The sequence below is a fragment of the Hahella ganghwensis DSM 17046 genome (genome assembly GCF_000376785.1).
In the GTDB taxonomy this organism is placed as follows: domain Bacteria; phylum Pseudomonadota; class Gammaproteobacteria; order Pseudomonadales; family Oleiphilaceae; genus Hahella; species Hahella ganghwensis.
Genome location: NZ_AQXX01000130.1, coordinates 76,044 through 93,220 on the forward strand (window position 1 = coordinate 76,044; position 17,177 = coordinate 93,220).

The following is a 17,177-nucleotide window of genomic DNA, read 5'->3' on the forward strand; positions in this document are numbered from 1 at the left end:
ATCAATCAGAAAGCGGCTATAGAGACGGAAGCAATCCCATACACTGTGCTCTCTATTTGTATTTTTATTGTTTTCGAACAGTCCCTAATACTAGCACTAGTAGATGAGCCAAAATGATAAAGGGTACAAATTTCCTGACTTTGGGTGAGTGGTAGATGTGCAGGCGTTAGTGATCAAACGGACAGAGCAGAGCGGCGAAAGCCTATGATTGTCAGTGAAGCTCCTGCCGTAAGCCGGCAGGAGTGGGTGATTACTCGGGGAGTGTAATATTCAGCTCAAGAACCGAGCAGTCGTCATTACGGTCAATCTGAACTTGGACATCGTCCTGATTAATGTTGACATATTTACTGATCACCTGAAGCAGTTCTTGTTGTAGCTGCGGGAGATAATCAGGTTGGCTGCGATGACTACGTTCGTGGGCAACGATGATCTGCAGCCGTTCCTTTGCGACGGATGCCGTGGTGGGTTTTGTGCTGCGGAAGTAGTCCCAAAAGCTCATGCCTTCCCTCCAAATACACGGCTGAAAAATCCTTTCTTCTGAACATCCAGAAAACGATGCTCTCTCTCTTCACCAAGTAGCCTGGCCACTGCGTCCTGGTATGCCTGTCCAGCATCGCTCAGGTCATCATGGATGACCGGTATCCCCTGGTTGGAGGCGGTCAGGACAGCCTGTGATTCAGGGATAACCCCCAGTAGTGGGACGGCCAGGATTTCTTCTACGTCCTGAACGCTCAGCATTTCGCCTTTGATCACGCGCTCAGGGTTGTAGCGGGTCAGCAGAAGATGCTCTCTGACAGGGTCCATGCCCATTTCTGCGCGGCGGGATTTGCTTTGAAGAATCCCCAGAATTCGATCGGAATCCCTGACAGATGAGACCTCCGGGTTAGTCACCACAATCGCCTCGTCGGCATAGTAGAGTGCCATCAGGGCGCCGTGTTCAATCCCGGCAGGTGAATCACAGACGATATACTCAAATGACTCAGAAAGTTCATTCAGGACTTTCTCAACGCCCTCTCTGGTCAAGGCTTCCTTGTCCCGTGTCTGGGATGCAGGAAGAATATGAAGCTTGTCTGTGTGTTTATCTTTAATCAGGGCCTGGTTTAGTGTGGCCTCACCATTGATCACATTGACAAAGTCGTAAACGACACGGCGTTCACAATTCATGATCAGGTCAAGGTTACGCAGGCCGACATCAAAATCGATCACGACGGTCTTATGCCCTCGTTTTGCCAAACCGGTGGCAATCGATGCGCTGGTCGTGGTTTTGCCCACGCCACCCTTTCCTGATGTGATAACTATAATCTTGCTCAACGTAATAACCCTTTGTACTCAGTTCTTAGTCGTAGGGCTGGTGCCGGTCACTGCCTCTGGGTAAAAACACCAGTGACAATTACAGTTCCCTGATTACCAGCCTGTCGTCTTCCAGTTTCAATAAAGATGGCTTTTTCCAGTGATTGCCCAGCAGGTCCTCACTTATTTTGTATTGTCCGGCAATGGAAACGAGTTCAGCTTCCAGGCTTTGGCAAAAAACCATGGCTTCAGTGTTTCCACGGACGCCTGCCAATGCCCGCCCTCTCAGTGGGCCGTAAACATGAATGTTGCCATCAGCGAGTATTTCCGCCCCGGCGCTGACCGGTGCCATGATGATCAGATCGCCACCGGGAGCATAAACCTGCTGACCGGAACGAATAGGCGTGCGGATTACACGGTTGGCGGCGACTCCATTGCCAGGAGGTGGATCTTCAACTTCTTCTGTCGCCTCAGCTCCCGACTGAGGGTTGGCAGTTTGGGGCTCCGACGCTTTTTGTAGGGATGATTGAGAGTCGTCTTCCGGAGCCTCCTGCCGTCCGCGGGAAGGTTGTAACACTGCCAGTCCGGCAGCTTGTGCCGCAGCAATCTGGGCTGGTTCTGTCGCCCGAATGCCTACGAGTTGTAGTTCCTGTGCTGCACACAGTTCCCGAATCTGAAGAAGGTTGAGGTTGTTGATGTCGTCAGCGAATTTGTCCAGGCTGAGCACCAAAGGCAGGTTTTTAAACAGGTTGGGGGCTTGTTGGATTTTTTCCTGAAGAGTCTGAGAGAATTTTTCAGGGTCAAAATATAACAGTTCAAGAGTGGTCAAAGGAACCATACTGCCCTTGAACTGCAAGCACGGCGACGCAAACAAGTCGGCAGTAGCCTGCGGCATAGTCAAAGTCTTTCCCTACCAAGGTGTGAGTGAAACTTTATTATATTCTTGATTCTCTCCTGGCCGCGTTGGTTTTCAAAACGCGACACTAGGGATGGCTCGGATTGTACTGTAATCCGTGGAGGGTGGTCCATGGTGAAATGGAAGGGGAGCGGAAATATGCCCGAAATTTAATGCGCATTGGCCCTGTTTGCCCGTATTTTGTGGGCTGCAGAGTAATGAATTGGTGCTTGTGGCCTGGGATTGCCGCCTCTTATTAAGGACGAATAGATTGATTTGGAATGTTATCCCGGATTAATAGATCAAATTGCGCTTAGTTTGCTGGTTAATCGCTAGAGATGACAGATAAACTCCCGCCCTGCCATCGGGAAGGGAGATAATTCAAAATCGTTACAGATCAAATGGGACGATTGTAATGGCCGTACTGGCAATCAAAACCCCGATAATGGATCCGGCACCGACATCGCTTGGATAGTGCAGTCCGAGAACCACTCTGGACATTGCAACACACAATGTGAAAGGCAGTACGATCAATCCCAACACAGGGTTAATGTATGTCAGGAGAACAGTAAAGCAAACCGCATGAAGCGTGTGACCACTGGGAAAACTATACCGGTCCAGAGCCTTGCCACTGCATTCGATCCCGGCGTGGGTAATATAGGGACGTTCACGTACCAGCCATCCTTTCAGAAGTTTGTAAATGATCGTGGCGGAAAGTCCGGCAGAGGCTAATAAAATGGTGGCTTTGGCCCCTTCAGTCACGAGAACGGTAGCCATCACGCAATACCAGAAGACGCCATCTCCAAGGCGGCTGATCTTTTTGAAAAAGGCCTCCAATCCATGATCTCTTGACCACTGAATAGTCAGTCGGCACAGGCGTAACTCGACATCATCTGCTCGACGAAACAGCTCTGAGGCGTTTGGCGTTTTCATGGGAAACCCCCTGATATTCCTGGTTAAGTAACAAGTGGGCAAATTGCTGAGCCAACGGCTGCCAATCCATAGCAATGGATTGTTGATGAGCATTTTGGCGGAGGCGAGTCAGCAGGCTGGGCCTCATGGCAATTGACAGTGCGTGCTGACAAAAAAGATCGCTGTTCCCGGAGGGGGCCAGAAGGGCGCTTTCATCATGGTGGAGAAGTTCCCGGGCGGCGGCCTCATTAAAGCTGACAATACCGAGGCCACTGGCCATGGCTTCCAGAATGACATTGCCAAAGGTGTCCGTCAGGCTGGGGAAAAGGAAAATATCGGCACTGGCATAGTGCTCAGCCAGTGACTCGCCTTTCTTGACGCCGGCAAGAATAACATTGGGGTATTGCCGGGCGATTTTTTCCTGTAGTGGGCCTCCGCCGACCAGAACCATTTTGGTATGACTAGCCTGCTGCTGGGCTCGTTCAAATGCGCTGAGAGCCAGATAGACGTTCTTTTCATTGGCCAGTCTGCCAACATAGATAAATACCGGAGTAGTGGCGTCCGCCCCCCACTGCCTGCGACGAGCTTCCGAACGGCGTTCCGGGTTGAACAGATTGCTGTCAACGCCCCGGCTCCAAATGCAGGTATTCTTGATCCCCATGGAATCCAGGGCTGACGCTGTTTGCCTGGTCGGTACCAAAGTGTGACGGGTCAACTGGTGAAAATAGGTGAAGTAGCGGCCAATCAGTCGGCTGAGCCATCCCATTCTGTAGTGGCGGCTGTATTGATGGAAATTGGTGTGGAATCCGCTGCTGACGGGAATGTCCAATTTTCTGGCAGCGCTGACAGCACTCCACCCAAGTGGTCCTTGGGTGGCAACATAAACGGCATCGGGCCGGTTTTCCTGCCACAGGGCCTGTAGTCTTTTTTGGCAGGGGAAGCCAAATCGAAGTTCTGAATAACCTGGGATAGGGCATCCGGGGACCAAAATGTGCTCCAGGCCATCTTGAATGGGAGATACACCGGACTGTTTTGGGTGGATAACCTGAATGCTGTGCTTTTTTCTCAATTCTTTGGTGAGTTGAAAAAGAGTGTTGGCAACGCCATTGACCTCAGGTGGGAATGTTTCGGAAACAATCGCCAGTCGAGAGCAGCTTGAAGGTCGCGTATTGAGTTGGATTGCTGCGGTGTCGACTGATTTTTCGGGTGCGTTATCCATGATTGCCCATTTCTCGTTTCTCACGGACTCAATATGCTTCAGCCGTGTTACAACGCAGCGTCAGGACTATTGCAAATTAATGACGGTTGCTTTGATCACTATTTGAAGTCTAACCGGCGAGATTTGGTTGTGTTATGGGCGGCTGTTCTGTTCGTAACCTGCTGATGTCTCTGGTATAAACATACATTGGGTGCTTATCTCAATTTTTCGAAATTCAACACAGGCGGTACTTGGCGGAATATTTCAGCAAGGGCGCGCGGTGTTGGTGAATCTGCATGACGACAGGAGTTTTCACGATGGAATACCGGAAGCTGGGAAGAACAGATATCGAGGTCAGTGCTATCTGTTTGGGAACCATGACCTGGGGCGAACAGAATACGGAAGCAGAGGCTCATGAGCAGCTGGATTATGCGCTGGAGCAGGGCGTTAATTTTATTGATACCGCCGAAATGTATCCTGTGCCTCCTCGCGGTGAAACTCAGGGCAGGACTGAACAATATATCGGTAGCTGGCTGGCCAGTCGTGGCAACCGTGACAAAATTGTACTGGCATCGAAAGTTGCCGGGTATTCCGATGCCATGTCTCATATTCGTGGAGGTCCCCGCTTAAACCGTCAACACATTGAGAAGGCGCTGAATGACAGTCTTTCAAGATTGCAGACGGATTATCTGGATCTGTATCAGCTGCACTGGCCGGATCGCCCCACCAATTTTTTTGGGCAGTTGGGATACCAGCATCAGGAGAGGGATGACGGTACTCCTATTCTAGAGACTCTGGAGGTGCTGTCTGATCTGGTGAAAGCGGGTAAAGTCCGGCAGGTAGGGCTATCCAATGAAACTGCCTGGGGCACCATGAAATTCCTACATCATGCCGAACAGGCAGAATTACCCAGAATGGTGAGTATTCAGAACCCCTATAGCCTGCTGAACCGTTCATTTGAGGTCGGCCTGTCAGAAGTGGCACATCGGGAACAAGTAGGTTTGCTTGCATACTCCCCCATGGCATTTGGTGTATTGAGTGGCAAATATATCGGCGGTGAGCGCCCGGCTAATGCACGTATAACGCTTTATTCTCGTTTCAGTCGATATACCAATGCGCAGGGCGAGGCTGCGACAGAAGCCTATCATTCTGTTGCCGGTAAATACGGAGTGAGTCTGGCCCAGATGTCTTTGGCTTACGTTACCTCTCGCCCGTTTGTTACCAGTAATATCATTGGTGCCACCAGTATGGATCAGTTGAAAGAGAATATCGGCAGCATTGATCTTCATCTCTCAGCAGAAATGCTTGAGGATATTGAAGCCGTTCATCGGGTTTATACCTATCCCTGCCCCTGATTTAATCCCGTGATTCAAAACCTATAGCTCCTATTGGAGTAAGGTGCAGAAACCCGTTTGGCAGTTTTCGCCATTCGGGTTGCTTGAGCATGTCATTGCCCGAATGCTTTTTCCACGTATGATGGCTTTAAATAGCTAGATCCATAAATAACTAAATCCTTATTCCACAGGGCAAAATATTCCTGATGTCAGCAAAAGATCAACCGGCTTGGTCCGAGAAAATTCTCTGGGGAACGTTAAACGCCCTCGAAAGATATCTCTATTCTGAGAATTTCATCGTTGCAAACTTGACTCCGTATGAAGAAATCTGTCGGGACGGCATTATGTCGGTACGCCACTATCTTCCATTGGAGGAATCTGAAATCACGATAGGTGATGAAGTGGTTCCTGTCAGCCGACAGCGTCATCGGGTGCCGCTGGTGCTGGTGCCACCTTTGGCAGCGACCTCCATGATATTTGATCTCTTGCCCCAGCGTAGTGTTGTACGCTTTTTTCTGGCGCAGGGGTTTGATGTATATCTGGTGGATTGGGGGGAAGTCACTGAAGATCACTCGCACTTATCGCTGGAAACTTATGTTATGGAATGGATGCCGGCAGCGCTGCAGCAGGTCCGTCGTCATAGCGGAGAGCAAGAGGTGTCTTTTTTTGCCTACTGCATGGGGGGACTGTTGACTCTGATGTATGCAGCGGCCAGTGAAGACAAACATATCCGCAATCTGGTCACTGTAGCAAGTCCGATAGACATGCACCAAAGTGGGCTGGCCGGACGGGTGTTATCTCTGGTTTACCGGCCGGCAAATATCGCCTCGCGTCTGCTTAACTTCTCGCTTCTGGATTTACCTGCACGTTATCTCCATATTCCCGGCTGGTTGAATTCGCTCGCTTTCAAACTCACTAACCCTATGGGGTCTGTCATCAGCACTCTTGAGTTACTGGTGAATTTCTGGGACCGGGAGTTTGTCACCAGCCACACCACTGTCAGTCAGTGGTTCGACGAAATGGTTGATTACCCAGGGCAGACTATCAAGGAAATGCTGGTAAAAATGGGACTGGAAAACCAGATGGCCAAGGGTCGAATGATGATGGGGGATACATCAGCCGAGTTTTCTGCGATTCGTTGTTCGGTGTTGGCGTTTGCTGGTGATAGCGACAAGTTGGTCAGCATCAAGGCGGCACATAAAGTACTGGATATTGTATCGACGGAAGATAAAGAATTCTGTGTGGTTCCTGGAGGGCATGCAGGTGTATTTGCCGGTAGCAACGCCCCTCAGAATACCTGGGCGGTCAGTGCTGAATGGTTAAGTCATAGATCTGATTAACCAATACCTTTCTGTGATTGAAAATTGACGCAAAAGTTATCTTTTTGTGTCGGGAATACGACTTTTTGCTAAGTCGATCACGGAATAATCAGTACAGATCCGTATCATGAGTACCATAGATTGTTATCTTTGGTTACAGGAAGTCTTTGCATGTTGATCAGAATTTTCGCCGTATTAATGCTACTGAATTTGGCTGGACAAGCTGTCCAGGCGAATGCAGAGGATTTTTCGGCTCGAACTGATGCTGACATGTTTTCCTGGCAAACCGGTTACGCAACCTCTCTTACTCAAGGTGTGGCAGGTGAAAAACAATCTTCTGAAACTGGTGAATGTGTTCGTCGTGCCGTGATGATGGTGGTCAACCAGCTTTTATTCGATAGGAAGGAAGCTGACACCCAACAGTTTAATGGTCGTACTGCTGGATATGGCATTGGCCCTGCCCAATATGCCATGGATGTGGATCATGACGAAGTTAGCCTCACGGTTGGCTGGACGTTCTAGTTTTTGCTCCCTTAGCTTTCAATTTTTCTCTTTTCTTAACTGATCTCCCTCAATAAGTTCTATATATACCCTTAATAAGCATCACAATGTCATCAAAAATTGATGTGGCTCTGTTGCAGGTTTTTGTGCAGATTCTAGTATGATCAGTGTCCTGTAATAGACCACAGGTATCTGAATAAAAACTCCAAGAACAAGGAAAACAGCATGAGCGAGACCGCCCCTCAGTATTTTAAGGATATTGAAGCATGTGTGGATGCCATATTGGACAAGGTGGGAAACCGTATCGTATTGGGGTTACCTCTTGGCCTCGGGAAGCCAGTAATTCTGGCGAATGCTCTCTATCAACGGGCAAAAAAGAAGTCCGACATTTCCCTTAAAATTGTGACAGCCCTTTCACTGGAGAAGCCCACCGGTAAAAGTAAGCTGGAAACGAATTTCCTGGAGCCTTTTGTGGAACGCGAATTTGCTGGTGTTCCTGATCTGGATTATGTGCTGGATCTGAGGGCTGGGAAGATGCCAAAAAACATTGAAGTTCAGGAGTTTTTTTTCAAGGCGGGCAGCTATCTACACTCTCCCTCCCAGCAACAAAACTACGTCAGCTCCAACTATACACATGCCGCCAGAGACCTGATGCTGAGTGGCGTCAATGTAGTGGCACAGATGGTGGCCAAAAAGGACATTGATGGCAAAACCTTCTACAGTTTTTCCTGTAATCCTGATTTGTCTATTGATCTGGTTCCCATGCTGCGTGAAAAAGAGCAGAAGGGCGATCCTGTCGCGATTGTTGGCGAAGTTAACCGGAATCTGCCGTTCATGCATAACCATGCCGTCTTTCAGGCTGAATCGGCAGATATGATTATCGATAATCCGGAATATGACTATGCGCTTTTCGGAGCGCCCAGTATGGCCATTTCACCGACTGATCATATGATTGGTTTTCATGCCAGTACTCTGATCAAGGATGGTGGAACTCTACAGGTGGGAATCGGCTCTCTGGGAAGTGCTCTGGTGTCCAGTTGCGTCCTGCGCCACAAGAACAATAGTGCTTACCGGGAGCTGGCCGAGGAGCTGGAGCTTTCTGAAAAGTTTCCGATTCTGCATGATTGGGGGGGGCTGGGAACTTTCGAGGAAGGGTTGTATGGCTGCAGCGAGATGCTCGTTGATGGGTTTATGCATCTTTATCACGCCGGTATTTTGAAAAGAGAAGTATACGACGACACTCAACTACAGGAGTTATTGAATCGTCGGGCGATTACCCAGAATGTCTCGTTGGAGACACTGGACATACTGGCAGAAGAAGGATTGATCAATGCCAAGTTACGCTCACGGGATGTCCAGTACTTAAAGCAGTATGGCATTCTGAAGGAAAGTGTTGAATATAAGGGCGGAGCGCTTTTGATAGAGGGCCAACCGGTTCCCACTGAGTTGAATGATATTGAGACCAGAAAGCAACTGTCGGAGCACGGGCTCGGAGCATGCCTGAAAGGTGGTGTATTGGCCCACGGTGGTTTTTTTCTCGGACCCAAAGAGTTTTACCGTCACTTGCAGAACCTGACCGAGGAAGAGCATCAGAAATTCTGTATGACCAGTGTGAACTTTATCAATCATCTTTACGATCACCCATTTGGTCGTCAGGATCTCAAACGAGCCCAAAGAAAAGACGCGCGCTTCGTGAATTCAGCCATGATGGTGACTTTGAATGGTGGCGCAGTATCCGACGGGTTGTCAGACGGGCGAGTGGTCAGTGGCGTTGGCGGGCAATATAATTTTGTTGCCATGGCGCATGAATTGTCCGACGCGAGATCCATTCTGAAGCTCAAGTCGACAAGGGTCAGTGGAGGCCAGACGCTTTCCAATATTGTGTTCAATTATGGTCATATCACCATACCCCGGCATCTCCGGGATATTGTGGTCACAGAGTATGGTATTGCGGACTTGCTGGGTAAATCAGACAAGGATGTGTATATCGAGTTAATCAAGGTGTCAGACTCCCGCTTCCAGGATCAGTTGCTGGAGCAGGCGAAAAAAATCGGCAAAGTGCCGGCAGATTATGAGCTGCCTTTGAAATATCGTCAGAATACCCCGGAGAAAATTCAGCAGTTGTATCGTAAGTACAATGGGATGGGGTATTTTCAGCCGTTTCCATTTGACTGTAGCTTTACCGATGACGAGCTCAGATTGGGTAAAGCGCTTAAATCGCTCAAGGCGAAAACCGCCACCAAACTGGGATTAATCAAATGCCTGCTCAAAGCGATGACTATAAAGTCTGTCCCTGCTGAATTGGAACCTCTGATGCATCGTATGAAACTGAATGCACCGTCGGACTTTAAGGAAAAGCTGGAACAGCGCATGCTGGCCGGAGAATTGATGAACGCAGGTATGAGTGGGGTGTCTGTGGCAAGGCCAACGCAACATCATGGAGTCAATCACTAATTCGCGTTAGACTGCTCGGTTTTTGGCTGCAAACCGCATTCAGTTGGCGCTTTGTGACTTTTTTAAAGGTTATTTGGCGATTCTGTGTGGTGCAAGAGTCTGCCTTCAAATCTTATTGAGCATTTGTCCTTAACTACGTAGAGCAACAAGACGCATGAATCCCAAAGTCTATACCATCGATTACAACCTGAAAAACGAAAACGGCGAAGTGGTTGATACTTCTCATGGTGGCGAGCCATTGGTTGTTATGGAGGGGGCCAAGCAGGTGGTTCTGGGGTTGGAGAAAGCATTGGCAGGTCGGGAGCCGGGCGAAAAGCTGGAAGTCACGGTGCCACCAGAACTCGCCTATGGTGTTCGTCGTGAAGAGCTGGTTCAGAATGTCCACATCACACAGTTTGACGGTGTTCCTGACCTCAAGGCGGGCATGCTATTCCAGACTCAATCCGGTGATCAGCGGCATGTGGTAAAAGTAATGGCGATCAACGGTGATCAGGTGACGATTGATGCCAATCATCCTCTGGCGGGTTTCTCCCTTAACTTCGAGGTGGAAATCAAGGCCGTGAGAGAAGCCACGGATGAAGAGTTAAAGCAGGGTTACGCACTCGCCTGATACTCTCAACTGGGCCGTGGAGAACCGAATATCAGAGCATCATATTGGAACATCTGTGATCGGAACATCTGCCGGAACGTAAGGATAGTTCTGCCATATCATATGGATAAGGGTGCGTTCGACCCGGCTGTGGGCCTGGCGGGCGAGTTCGGTCACCTCGGTGTCGGATGTGGCGCTGAGCGCGGGATGGATGACGATATGGACTTCGGTCGGCGGCGCTTTCAATAACCGTATCAAGTGAGAAAAGAACTCATCGTCTCCGATGAAGGGGGCCAGAACATCTGGCGTGCCTTCTCTACGATAGTGCAATGTGACCGGCTGAACATGGCGGCCAACAGATTTGGCGGCCTTGAACAATCGGGGATGGAATTTCTTGACGGTTTGTCCGTCAGTCGTTGTCCCTTCAGGGAAAATCAGCACGGTCTTCTCCTGGTGGAGAACGAACTCCAGTTCTTCCTGAACCTTTGCTGCCTGCCCGCCGCCTCTTTTGATAAACAATGTGCCAGCGCGCGCTGCGAGAAAGCCTATCAACGGCCATTCCCGGACTTCAGCCTTTGACAAGAAGTGCAGGGGCTTCAATGCCCCCAATACTGGAATATCCAGCCAGGAAATGTGGTTGGCAACGATCATGGTCGATTCATCTGCAATCTCGCCATGTTGTTGTACTTCCAAGTTCAATACGCGACAGAGCCCGGACAGCCACCAGCGGGCTATGGGAGTGGTATCAAGTGGCCTGGAGCGAAACCGGTCCAGAGTCACGATGGTCATTCCCAGGGTGACTCCCCACAGTAAATAGGGAATCAACACAACACTTCTGCAAGTGAGTCGCAGATATTCCATAACCGTCTCCCGGAGCATCTGGCTCATGCGGCAGTTGTTGTTTCAGATTTGTTGTCCTGATTCTTCAGAAAGTGTTTGGCATACCGGGCTTCCAAAGCGCTGATAGGCAGCATGATAAACAAGTCGGCACAACGGAAATCGGGGTCCCAGCAGGGATCACCGCCAATCTTTGCACCCAGCCGCATATACGCTTTGATCAGTGGCGGAATGGCTACGGGCTTTGAAGCTTCAGAGTCGGGTAGTGGTAGTGCCAGTTTGGGAAAAACTTGTTTGTCTTCTTCAAGAAGAAATCGATTTTTCAATTGATTGGTAATGGACCAGGCTTCCTGAGTACCGTTAGTCAGACTGATGGAGCCGCATCCGATGAGGTGCTCGAAATCGTGGTCGATGACATATTTTGCAATACCGCTCCAGAGTAGTGCCAGCGTAGCTCCGTTTCGAAAGTTGGCATGCACGCAGGTGCGGCCAATCTCAAGTTTATTTCCGGGCAGGCGATGAATATTGCTCAGATCAAACTCACCCTCGGAATAGAAACTGCCGGCTTTGAGCATTTGACTCTGGCTAAGCAGTCGGGTGGTGGCCAGAATCTGCCCGCTGATCAGATCTTCTACCAGAAGATGGTCACAGTGAGGGTCAAAACGGTCCTGATCGATGCCGTCCCGGGCACCGTGCAGGTTAGCCCCGAATTCCTCCGTGAATACCTGATAACGCAGACGTTGAGCTGCCAGAACATCGGCTTTAGACTCGGCAACCCTCACGTGCAGCTTGGCTGCCTTAGGGCAAATGTTATGTACACGAACGTTAGGACCTGATCTGTGCATAGTATTTCTCTTATAGGTATCAGTTCTGGCGGATACTATGGCGGTGAGTTGACAGGTTGGTGACGAAGAGATGACGACTACATGACAGTGAAGTTATTTGTCGGGATAATTGGCGAAAAGATCAGTATCTCGACGTTGTTCGGGGAGGTTAGCCGGACGTGTTAAACTGACACATATCTCAACAAATTAAGACGTTTAGGGTAATTTTTGTAAGACTGGTTATACTTATGTGTATAAAAGTGCTATTTTTTCTATAAGTCTCGAATAATTATAAGATTTATACACTTCAACACTTTGTGGCTATGTCGTCCGGAGTGAACAGGTGAATCGATGGGGCGCTGCGCAGGATTGCGCGGTGGGAATGGCAGGGAAGGTTCTCAATTCTACAAGAAAGAGTAACGGACACCGTGGATACGAACGAAGCTTGGCGCATTTTGATTGTCGAAGACGACGAACGTCTTGCCGATTTGACCAAAGAGTATCTTGAATCGAATGGTTTGGTGGTTTCGGTAGAGCCCAATGGCGGTAAAGCCGTTGATCGCATTCAGAACGAACAGCCTGATCTGGTCGTGCTTGATTTAATGCTGCCCGGTGAAGACGGGCTATCTATCTGTCGTAAAGTCAGGCCGTCCTATCATGGACCCATTCTGATGCTGACAGCTCGAACTGATGATCTTGATCAGGTTTTGGGCCTGGAAATGGGGGCTGACGACTACATGTGTAAACCGGTTCGCCCCCGGGTTTTGCTGGCACGGATACGTGCCTTATTGAGGCGGGTGAAAGAGCAGGGAGAACCGCAGCCAGCAGGCGCGACGGAAGAATCGGCAGATGAGCCGGTACGACTGATATTCAATAACCTGGTGATAGATCGTTCCATGCGTGAAGCCTGGTTAGAGGATGAAAGCATTGATCTGACAAGTGCAGAATTTGACTTGCTGTGGTTGCTTGCCAGTAGTGCAGGAAGAGTTTTGAGTCGGGAGGAAATATTCACTGCCTTGCGGGGAATTGAATACGACGGGCAGGATCGTTCCATCGACGTCAGGGTTTCAAGGATTCGTCCAAAAATTGGCGATGATCCTGTCCATCCAAGACGTATCAAAACTGTACGCAGCAAAGGTTATCTGTTCGTTAAAGAAGCCTGACAGGCTGCCCGGCCGTGAACAATGTTTTTTCCAGGGTATTTGCCGGTGTAGCAGTTGCTTTGCTGTTTTACGCCGTGCTTGCTTTTGGTTTATTCCATAGCCTTAATCAGGTTCGCTATCTTCAGTATCAGGAGGAGCGGGTAGAACCTTTGTTTTCCTGGTTAAAGGTATCGCCGGATGAGAGGCTGGAGTTTCTGGCCTCGATACTTCCGAAAGAATCCGAATTCCATCTTCTGTCCTTGTCTGATTTGTCGCTTAGTCGATTGGAACAGGAGCGTCTTGCCTATGGCCAGAGTCTGGTCGTGGCGCATCAGAGCGGACTACACGCCTTTGCTCAGACAAACTCCAGTCATGTTTTTGCGGCCTATTTTTCTGACCTTCCTCTTGAGAGCACATTGTGGTCGGCTAAGCTGATCGCATTGCAGGTCAGGGCTGTTGCTGATGAGCATCGAGAACAGACGCTTCAGGATCTGGGAGCGTTTTTTAATATGACGCCCCAGCTTGCATCGCTGACCGAGTTGGCGGATTGGCAGACAATCAAGCAAAGTGACTTTATGAATAACGGTTGGGCTCTGCTGCCTTCGCAAGGTCGGCGTGGAGATACTCTGGTGGTCGCTTTTGATAAAGAACATTACCTAAAGGTTGACCCCATTCCTACCTTTAATCCCTGGGCCTGGCCCGTCCTGCTGACATTGGTGGTAGCGGGGCTGCTTTGTATTGGGGCGACTCTTTATCTTTTGCTCGATAAACTGGAAAGGCGCTTACGTAAACTCGAATCGGTCGCCAGTCGCATAGCGCGGGGTGAGCTGGATGCCCGTGTTGATGATAGCCGGTTTGATGCCATCGGACGTCTGGGAACCGTTTTCAACCGCATGGCGGAGCATATCCAGCGGTTAGTGGGTGTGCAGAGGGAAATGATTCATGCCGTATCCCATGAATTGCGGACGCCAGTGGCGAGGATTCGTTTTGGCGTCCAGATGATTGAGGATACGCCTAACGAAGAGATGCGTGCCAAGCAGTTGGCAGGAATAGACCATGATATTCAAGAACTGAATGAGCTGATTGATGAAATATTGACCTATGCCCGTTTGGAGCAGGGCGGACCCATTCTGGATTTCCAGGAAGCCAATGTACTGGATATTGTGAATCAGGTTGTTCAGGAGCAGCAGTCTGTCAAACCCGACATGTCCATTACTGCAAACATCAGTGAAGGTTCTGAGCGCTGGAAGATGTCTGAAATTGAGCCGAGGTATATACACCGCTCTGTGCAGAATCTCGTGGGGAATGCCACCCGATATGCAAAATCCAAGGTAATTGTGAATGCCAGTTTTGGGTCGGAAACATGCCGGGTCGACGTGGAAGACGATGGTCCGGGGATCCCCGAAACTGATTGGGAAAAGGTCTTCACAGCGTTTGCACGGCTGGATGACAGTCGCACTCGGAGTTCCGGTGGGTATGGTTTGGGGCTTTCGATTGTTCGGAGAATCTTATATTGGCATGGCGGGCAGGCCTTTGTAGGGCGCAGTGATCGCCTGGGTGGTGCCAAGTTCAGCCTGGTCTGGCCACGCAAACAGCCAACATAATTGATTGAATTTGATCGAATTAGTTTACCTACCGTTACACTAGACCACACTAAAACAACAGATTTGAAAGAGGCCCCCCGGCATACTTTGCACTGTAAGGGATGACTCTTTGAGGTTGTAGTTCTATCGAACTTTCCTCGTTTCATTTAAGGGCTCACATTGAGCCCTTTTTTTGTGCCTGAAAAAAGCCTCTGCCTATATTCTGAAAGCAATAAGGTGATCCGCTGCCAGGCGGATGTTCACTTCGCTGGTTACCGGGTAATCCTGATGACTGGGAGCCAGAATTTCCAGTTTGCGGTTTGAGGGCAGCAAGAGCCGGTACAGTGTGGAAGACCCTGCGAATACCTTATCTATGACTTTGGCGGTCAATTGGGAATCGGCGTCGAAGACTATATCGTCGGGCCGAATCAGAACTTCTACCAATTCTCCCTGCTTCCAGGGGTAAGCCCTATCTCCGCTGATTTTCCCCAGTTCCGTCTTAATGCAGTCCGGTTCTATGATCGAACCTGGGATTAACACCCCTCGCCCGACAAAGTTGGCAACAAACCGGTTGCTGGGTTCGTGGTAGAGATTGTAGGGGGTGTCCCATTGTTGTAGCTTGCCGTTGTGGATAATGCCCACATGGTCTGCCATTGCAAAGGCTTCGTTCTGATCATGCGTGACCAGTATGGCCGTGGTACCCCGTTTCTTCAGGATGTCGCGAACATCCAGGCTTAACCTCGAGCGAAGCTCTGCATCGAGGTTTGAGAAGGGCTCATCCATTAAAAGTAGAAGGGGGTCGGGTGCCAGCGCGCGTGCCAGCGCCACTCGCTGCTGCTGTCCGCCGGAAAGCTCATGGGGGTATGCGTTGGCGTACGGGGACAGTCCGGTAAGCTCCAGCATTTCTGACAGGATCACGTCAGCCTGGGCAAGTTTGCCGTTACTCTTGGTTAAGCCAAAGCGAATATTTTGGGCGACGGTCATGTGCGGAAAAAGGGCATAATCTTGAAAAACCATGCCGACCTGCCGTTTTTCCGGAGGCAAAGTCACCATCTCGGAAGATAGCACTTTGCCATTCAGCTCAATACTGCCACTGAACACAGGTTGAAACCCTGCCAAAACCCTAAGCAGCGTTGTTTTACCGCAGCCACTGGGGCCCAGCAGGCTGGCAATTTCCCCATGATTCAAATGGAAGGAAATATCCTCAATGACACAAGTGTCACTGTATCCACAGCTGACATTTGAGGCCTGAAGCAGGAAGTGGTCGCTCATTGATCAGGATTGCCCACCGAGAAGCAGGAATTCCATTAGGGCCTTCTGTGCATGCAGACGATTCTCTGCCTCGTCCCAGACAACAGCACGGGGATCTTCCATCATCTCATGACTGACCTCCTCGCCCCGATGTGCAGGAAGGCAATGCATGAATAGAGCGTCTTTATTCGCCAGGTCCATCAGTTGTGGGGTGACCTGGTAATCGGCAAAGGCTTTTTCCCGCAGCAACTGCTCTTCTTCCTGTCCCATAGAGGCCCAAACGTCAGTAACAAGAAGATCTGAGTGACGTGCAGCTTCAGCGGGATCCCGCACTATGCTCACCCTGTCCTGGTTCGCTTCTACCAGTGCCTGCATAGGCTCGTAGCCTTCAGGGCAGGCAACCACCAGATTAAAATCAAATTGACGAGCGGCATTGATGTAAGAATTGCACATATTGTTGCCATCGCCGATCCAGGTGACGGTCTTGCCTTTAATGCTGCCGCGGTGCTCTACATACGTCTGAACGTCCGCCAAAAGCTGGCATGGGTGGTAGTCGTCAGTAAGGGCGTTAATGACAGGGCTGTTTGAATACTGGGCAAACGTTTCCAGTTTCTTGTGCTCAAATGTCCGTATCATGATGATATCCACCATGCTGGACAGGACTCTGGCGCTGTCTTCAATCGGTTCTCCACGACCCAGTTGAGTGTCTCTGGGAGAAAGAAAGATGGCTGAGCCGCCCAATTGACTCATGCCGGCTTCAAAGGATACACGTGTTCGGGTAGATGACTTCTCAAAAATCATACCCAGAACCTTTCCCTTGAAAGGCATGTATTGCACACCATTGCGATGATCCTGTTTTAGCTTGATCGCCCGCTGTATGATGCCGTCAAGTTCTTGTTGCGTCAGGTCTCCCAGAGTCAGGAAGTGTCTGCTGCTCATCTGCTTTCTTGGTCTCCGTAAAGTGGGTAGGTGTTTTTACCTGTTCTTGCGCAATGCGAAAAATAATCCTACCCGGCATTTGTCGATATATGCCGGGTATAGAGAACTA

Annotated in this window: 16 protein-coding genes; 7 read left to right on the forward strand and 9 right to left on the reverse strand. The window is 49.8% G+C overall.

Features of this window, described 5'->3' with window-relative positions:
* Positions 1 to 250: 250 nt before the first annotated feature.
* The 5 genes from minE to F566_RS0121010 all read right to left on the reverse strand — a co-directional run bounded on the left by minE (position 251) and on the right by F566_RS0121010 (position 4,316).
* Positions 251 to 499, reverse strand: a complete 249-nt coding sequence (gene minE / locus F566_RS0120990; RefSeq protein ID WP_020408998.1) for a cell division topological specificity factor MinE — start codon at positions 497 to 499, stop codon at positions 251 to 253.
* Complete coding sequence (gene minD / locus F566_RS0120995; RefSeq protein WP_026180185.1) at positions 496 to 1,311, reverse strand: septum site-determining protein MinD; 816 nt, start codon at positions 1,309 to 1,311, stop codon at positions 496 to 498. The genes minE and minD overlap by 4 nt, the downstream gene beginning before the upstream one ends.
* A gap of 79 nt (positions 1,312 to 1,390) precedes the next feature.
* Positions 1,391 to 2,185, reverse strand: coding sequence for a septum site-determining protein MinC (minC, locus tag F566_RS0121000; protein ID WP_020409000.1), 795 nt, complete (start codon positions 2,183 to 2,185; stop codon positions 1,391 to 1,393).
* 390 nt (positions 2,186 to 2,575) lie between these two features.
* Positions 2,576 to 3,118, reverse strand: coding sequence for a phosphatase PAP2 family protein (locus F566_RS0121005; RefSeq protein ID WP_020409001.1), 543 nt, complete (start codon positions 3,116 to 3,118; stop codon positions 2,576 to 2,578).
* A complete protein-coding gene (locus F566_RS0121010; RefSeq protein WP_020409002.1) occupies positions 3,075 to 4,316 on the reverse strand; it encodes a glycosyltransferase family 4 protein in 1,242 nt (413 codons plus the stop codon). Before F566_RS0121010 ends, F566_RS0121005 begins: the two co-directional genes overlap by 44 nt.
* Before the next feature lie 296 nt (positions 4,317 to 4,612).
* Between F566_RS0121010 and F566_RS0121015 the strand changes: the two genes are divergently transcribed.
* The 5 genes from F566_RS0121015 to F566_RS0121035 all read left to right on the forward strand — a co-directional run bounded on the left by F566_RS0121015 (position 4,613) and on the right by F566_RS0121035 (position 10,513).
* Entirely contained in the window at positions 4,613 to 5,650 is a 1,038-nt protein-coding gene (locus tag F566_RS0121015; RefSeq protein WP_020409003.1) for an NADP(H)-dependent aldo-keto reductase, read from the forward strand.
* A 185-nt stretch (positions 5,651 to 5,835) separates the two neighbouring features.
* The gene (locus tag F566_RS0121020) at positions 5,836 to 6,969 is read left to right on the forward strand and encodes an alpha/beta fold hydrolase (RefSeq protein ID WP_020409004.1); all 1,134 of its coding nucleotides are present in this window, start codon (positions 5,836 to 5,838) and stop codon (positions 6,967 to 6,969) included.
* 150 nt (positions 6,970 to 7,119) lie between these two features.
* Positions 7,120 to 7,470, forward strand: a complete 351-nt coding sequence (locus tag F566_RS0121025; RefSeq protein WP_020409005.1) for a hypothetical protein — start codon at positions 7,120 to 7,122, stop codon at positions 7,468 to 7,470.
* A 204-nt stretch (positions 7,471 to 7,674) separates the two neighbouring features.
* Positions 7,675 to 9,903 carry an acetyl-CoA hydrolase/transferase C-terminal domain-containing protein gene (locus tag F566_RS33660; protein WP_020409006.1) on the forward strand — a complete coding sequence of 743 codons (2,229 nt, stop codon included), beginning with the start codon at positions 7,675 to 7,677 and terminating at the stop codon, positions 9,901 to 9,903.
* A gap of 154 nt (positions 9,904 to 10,057) precedes the next feature.
* Positions 10,058 to 10,513: an FKBP-type peptidyl-prolyl cis-trans isomerase gene (locus tag F566_RS0121035; protein ID WP_020409007.1), complete on the forward strand. Its 456-nt coding sequence runs from the start codon at positions 10,058 to 10,060 to the stop codon at positions 10,511 to 10,513.
* A gap of 39 nt (positions 10,514 to 10,552) precedes the next feature.
* On the opposite strand, the gene F566_RS33665 is transcribed toward F566_RS0121035, so the two are convergent.
* Both F566_RS33665 and F566_RS0121045 read right to left on the reverse strand, forming a co-directional pair.
* Entirely contained in the window at positions 10,553 to 11,353 is an 801-nt protein-coding gene (locus F566_RS33665; RefSeq protein ID WP_033416693.1) for a lysophospholipid acyltransferase family protein, read from the reverse strand.
* A gap of 23 nt (positions 11,354 to 11,376) precedes the next feature.
* Positions 11,377 to 12,174, reverse strand: a complete 798-nt coding sequence (locus F566_RS0121045) for a GNAT family N-acetyltransferase (RefSeq protein ID WP_020409009.1) — start codon at positions 12,172 to 12,174, stop codon at positions 11,377 to 11,379.
* A 407-nt stretch (positions 12,175 to 12,581) separates the two neighbouring features.
* Here F566_RS0121045 and F566_RS0121050 point away from each other — a divergent pair, with 407 nt between their 5' ends.
* Positions 12,582 to 13,316: a response regulator gene (locus F566_RS0121050; RefSeq protein WP_020409010.1), complete on the forward strand. Its 735-nt coding sequence runs from the start codon at positions 12,582 to 12,584 to the stop codon at positions 13,314 to 13,316.
* Between the two features lie 14 nt (positions 13,317 to 13,330).
* On the forward strand, positions 13,331 to 14,899 hold the full coding sequence (locus F566_RS0121055) for an ATP-binding protein (RefSeq protein ID WP_020409011.1): 1,569 nt from the start codon (positions 13,331 to 13,333) through the stop codon (positions 14,897 to 14,899).
* A gap of 195 nt (positions 14,900 to 15,094) precedes the next feature.
* Here the strand turns inward: F566_RS0121055 and F566_RS0121060 are convergent, their stop codons facing one another.
* Together F566_RS0121060 and argF are read right to left on the reverse strand one after the other, a co-directional pair.
* Positions 15,095 to 16,150, reverse strand: a complete 1,056-nt coding sequence (locus F566_RS0121060) for an ABC transporter ATP-binding protein (RefSeq protein ID WP_020409012.1) — start codon at positions 16,148 to 16,150, stop codon at positions 15,095 to 15,097.
* Positions 16,151 to 16,153: 3 nt separating this feature from the next.
* The gene (gene argF / locus F566_RS0121065; RefSeq protein WP_020409013.1) at positions 16,154 to 17,068 is read right to left on the reverse strand and encodes an ornithine carbamoyltransferase; all 915 of its coding nucleotides are present in this window, start codon (positions 17,066 to 17,068) and stop codon (positions 16,154 to 16,156) included.
* Between the last annotated feature and the right edge of the window lie 109 nt (positions 17,069 to 17,177).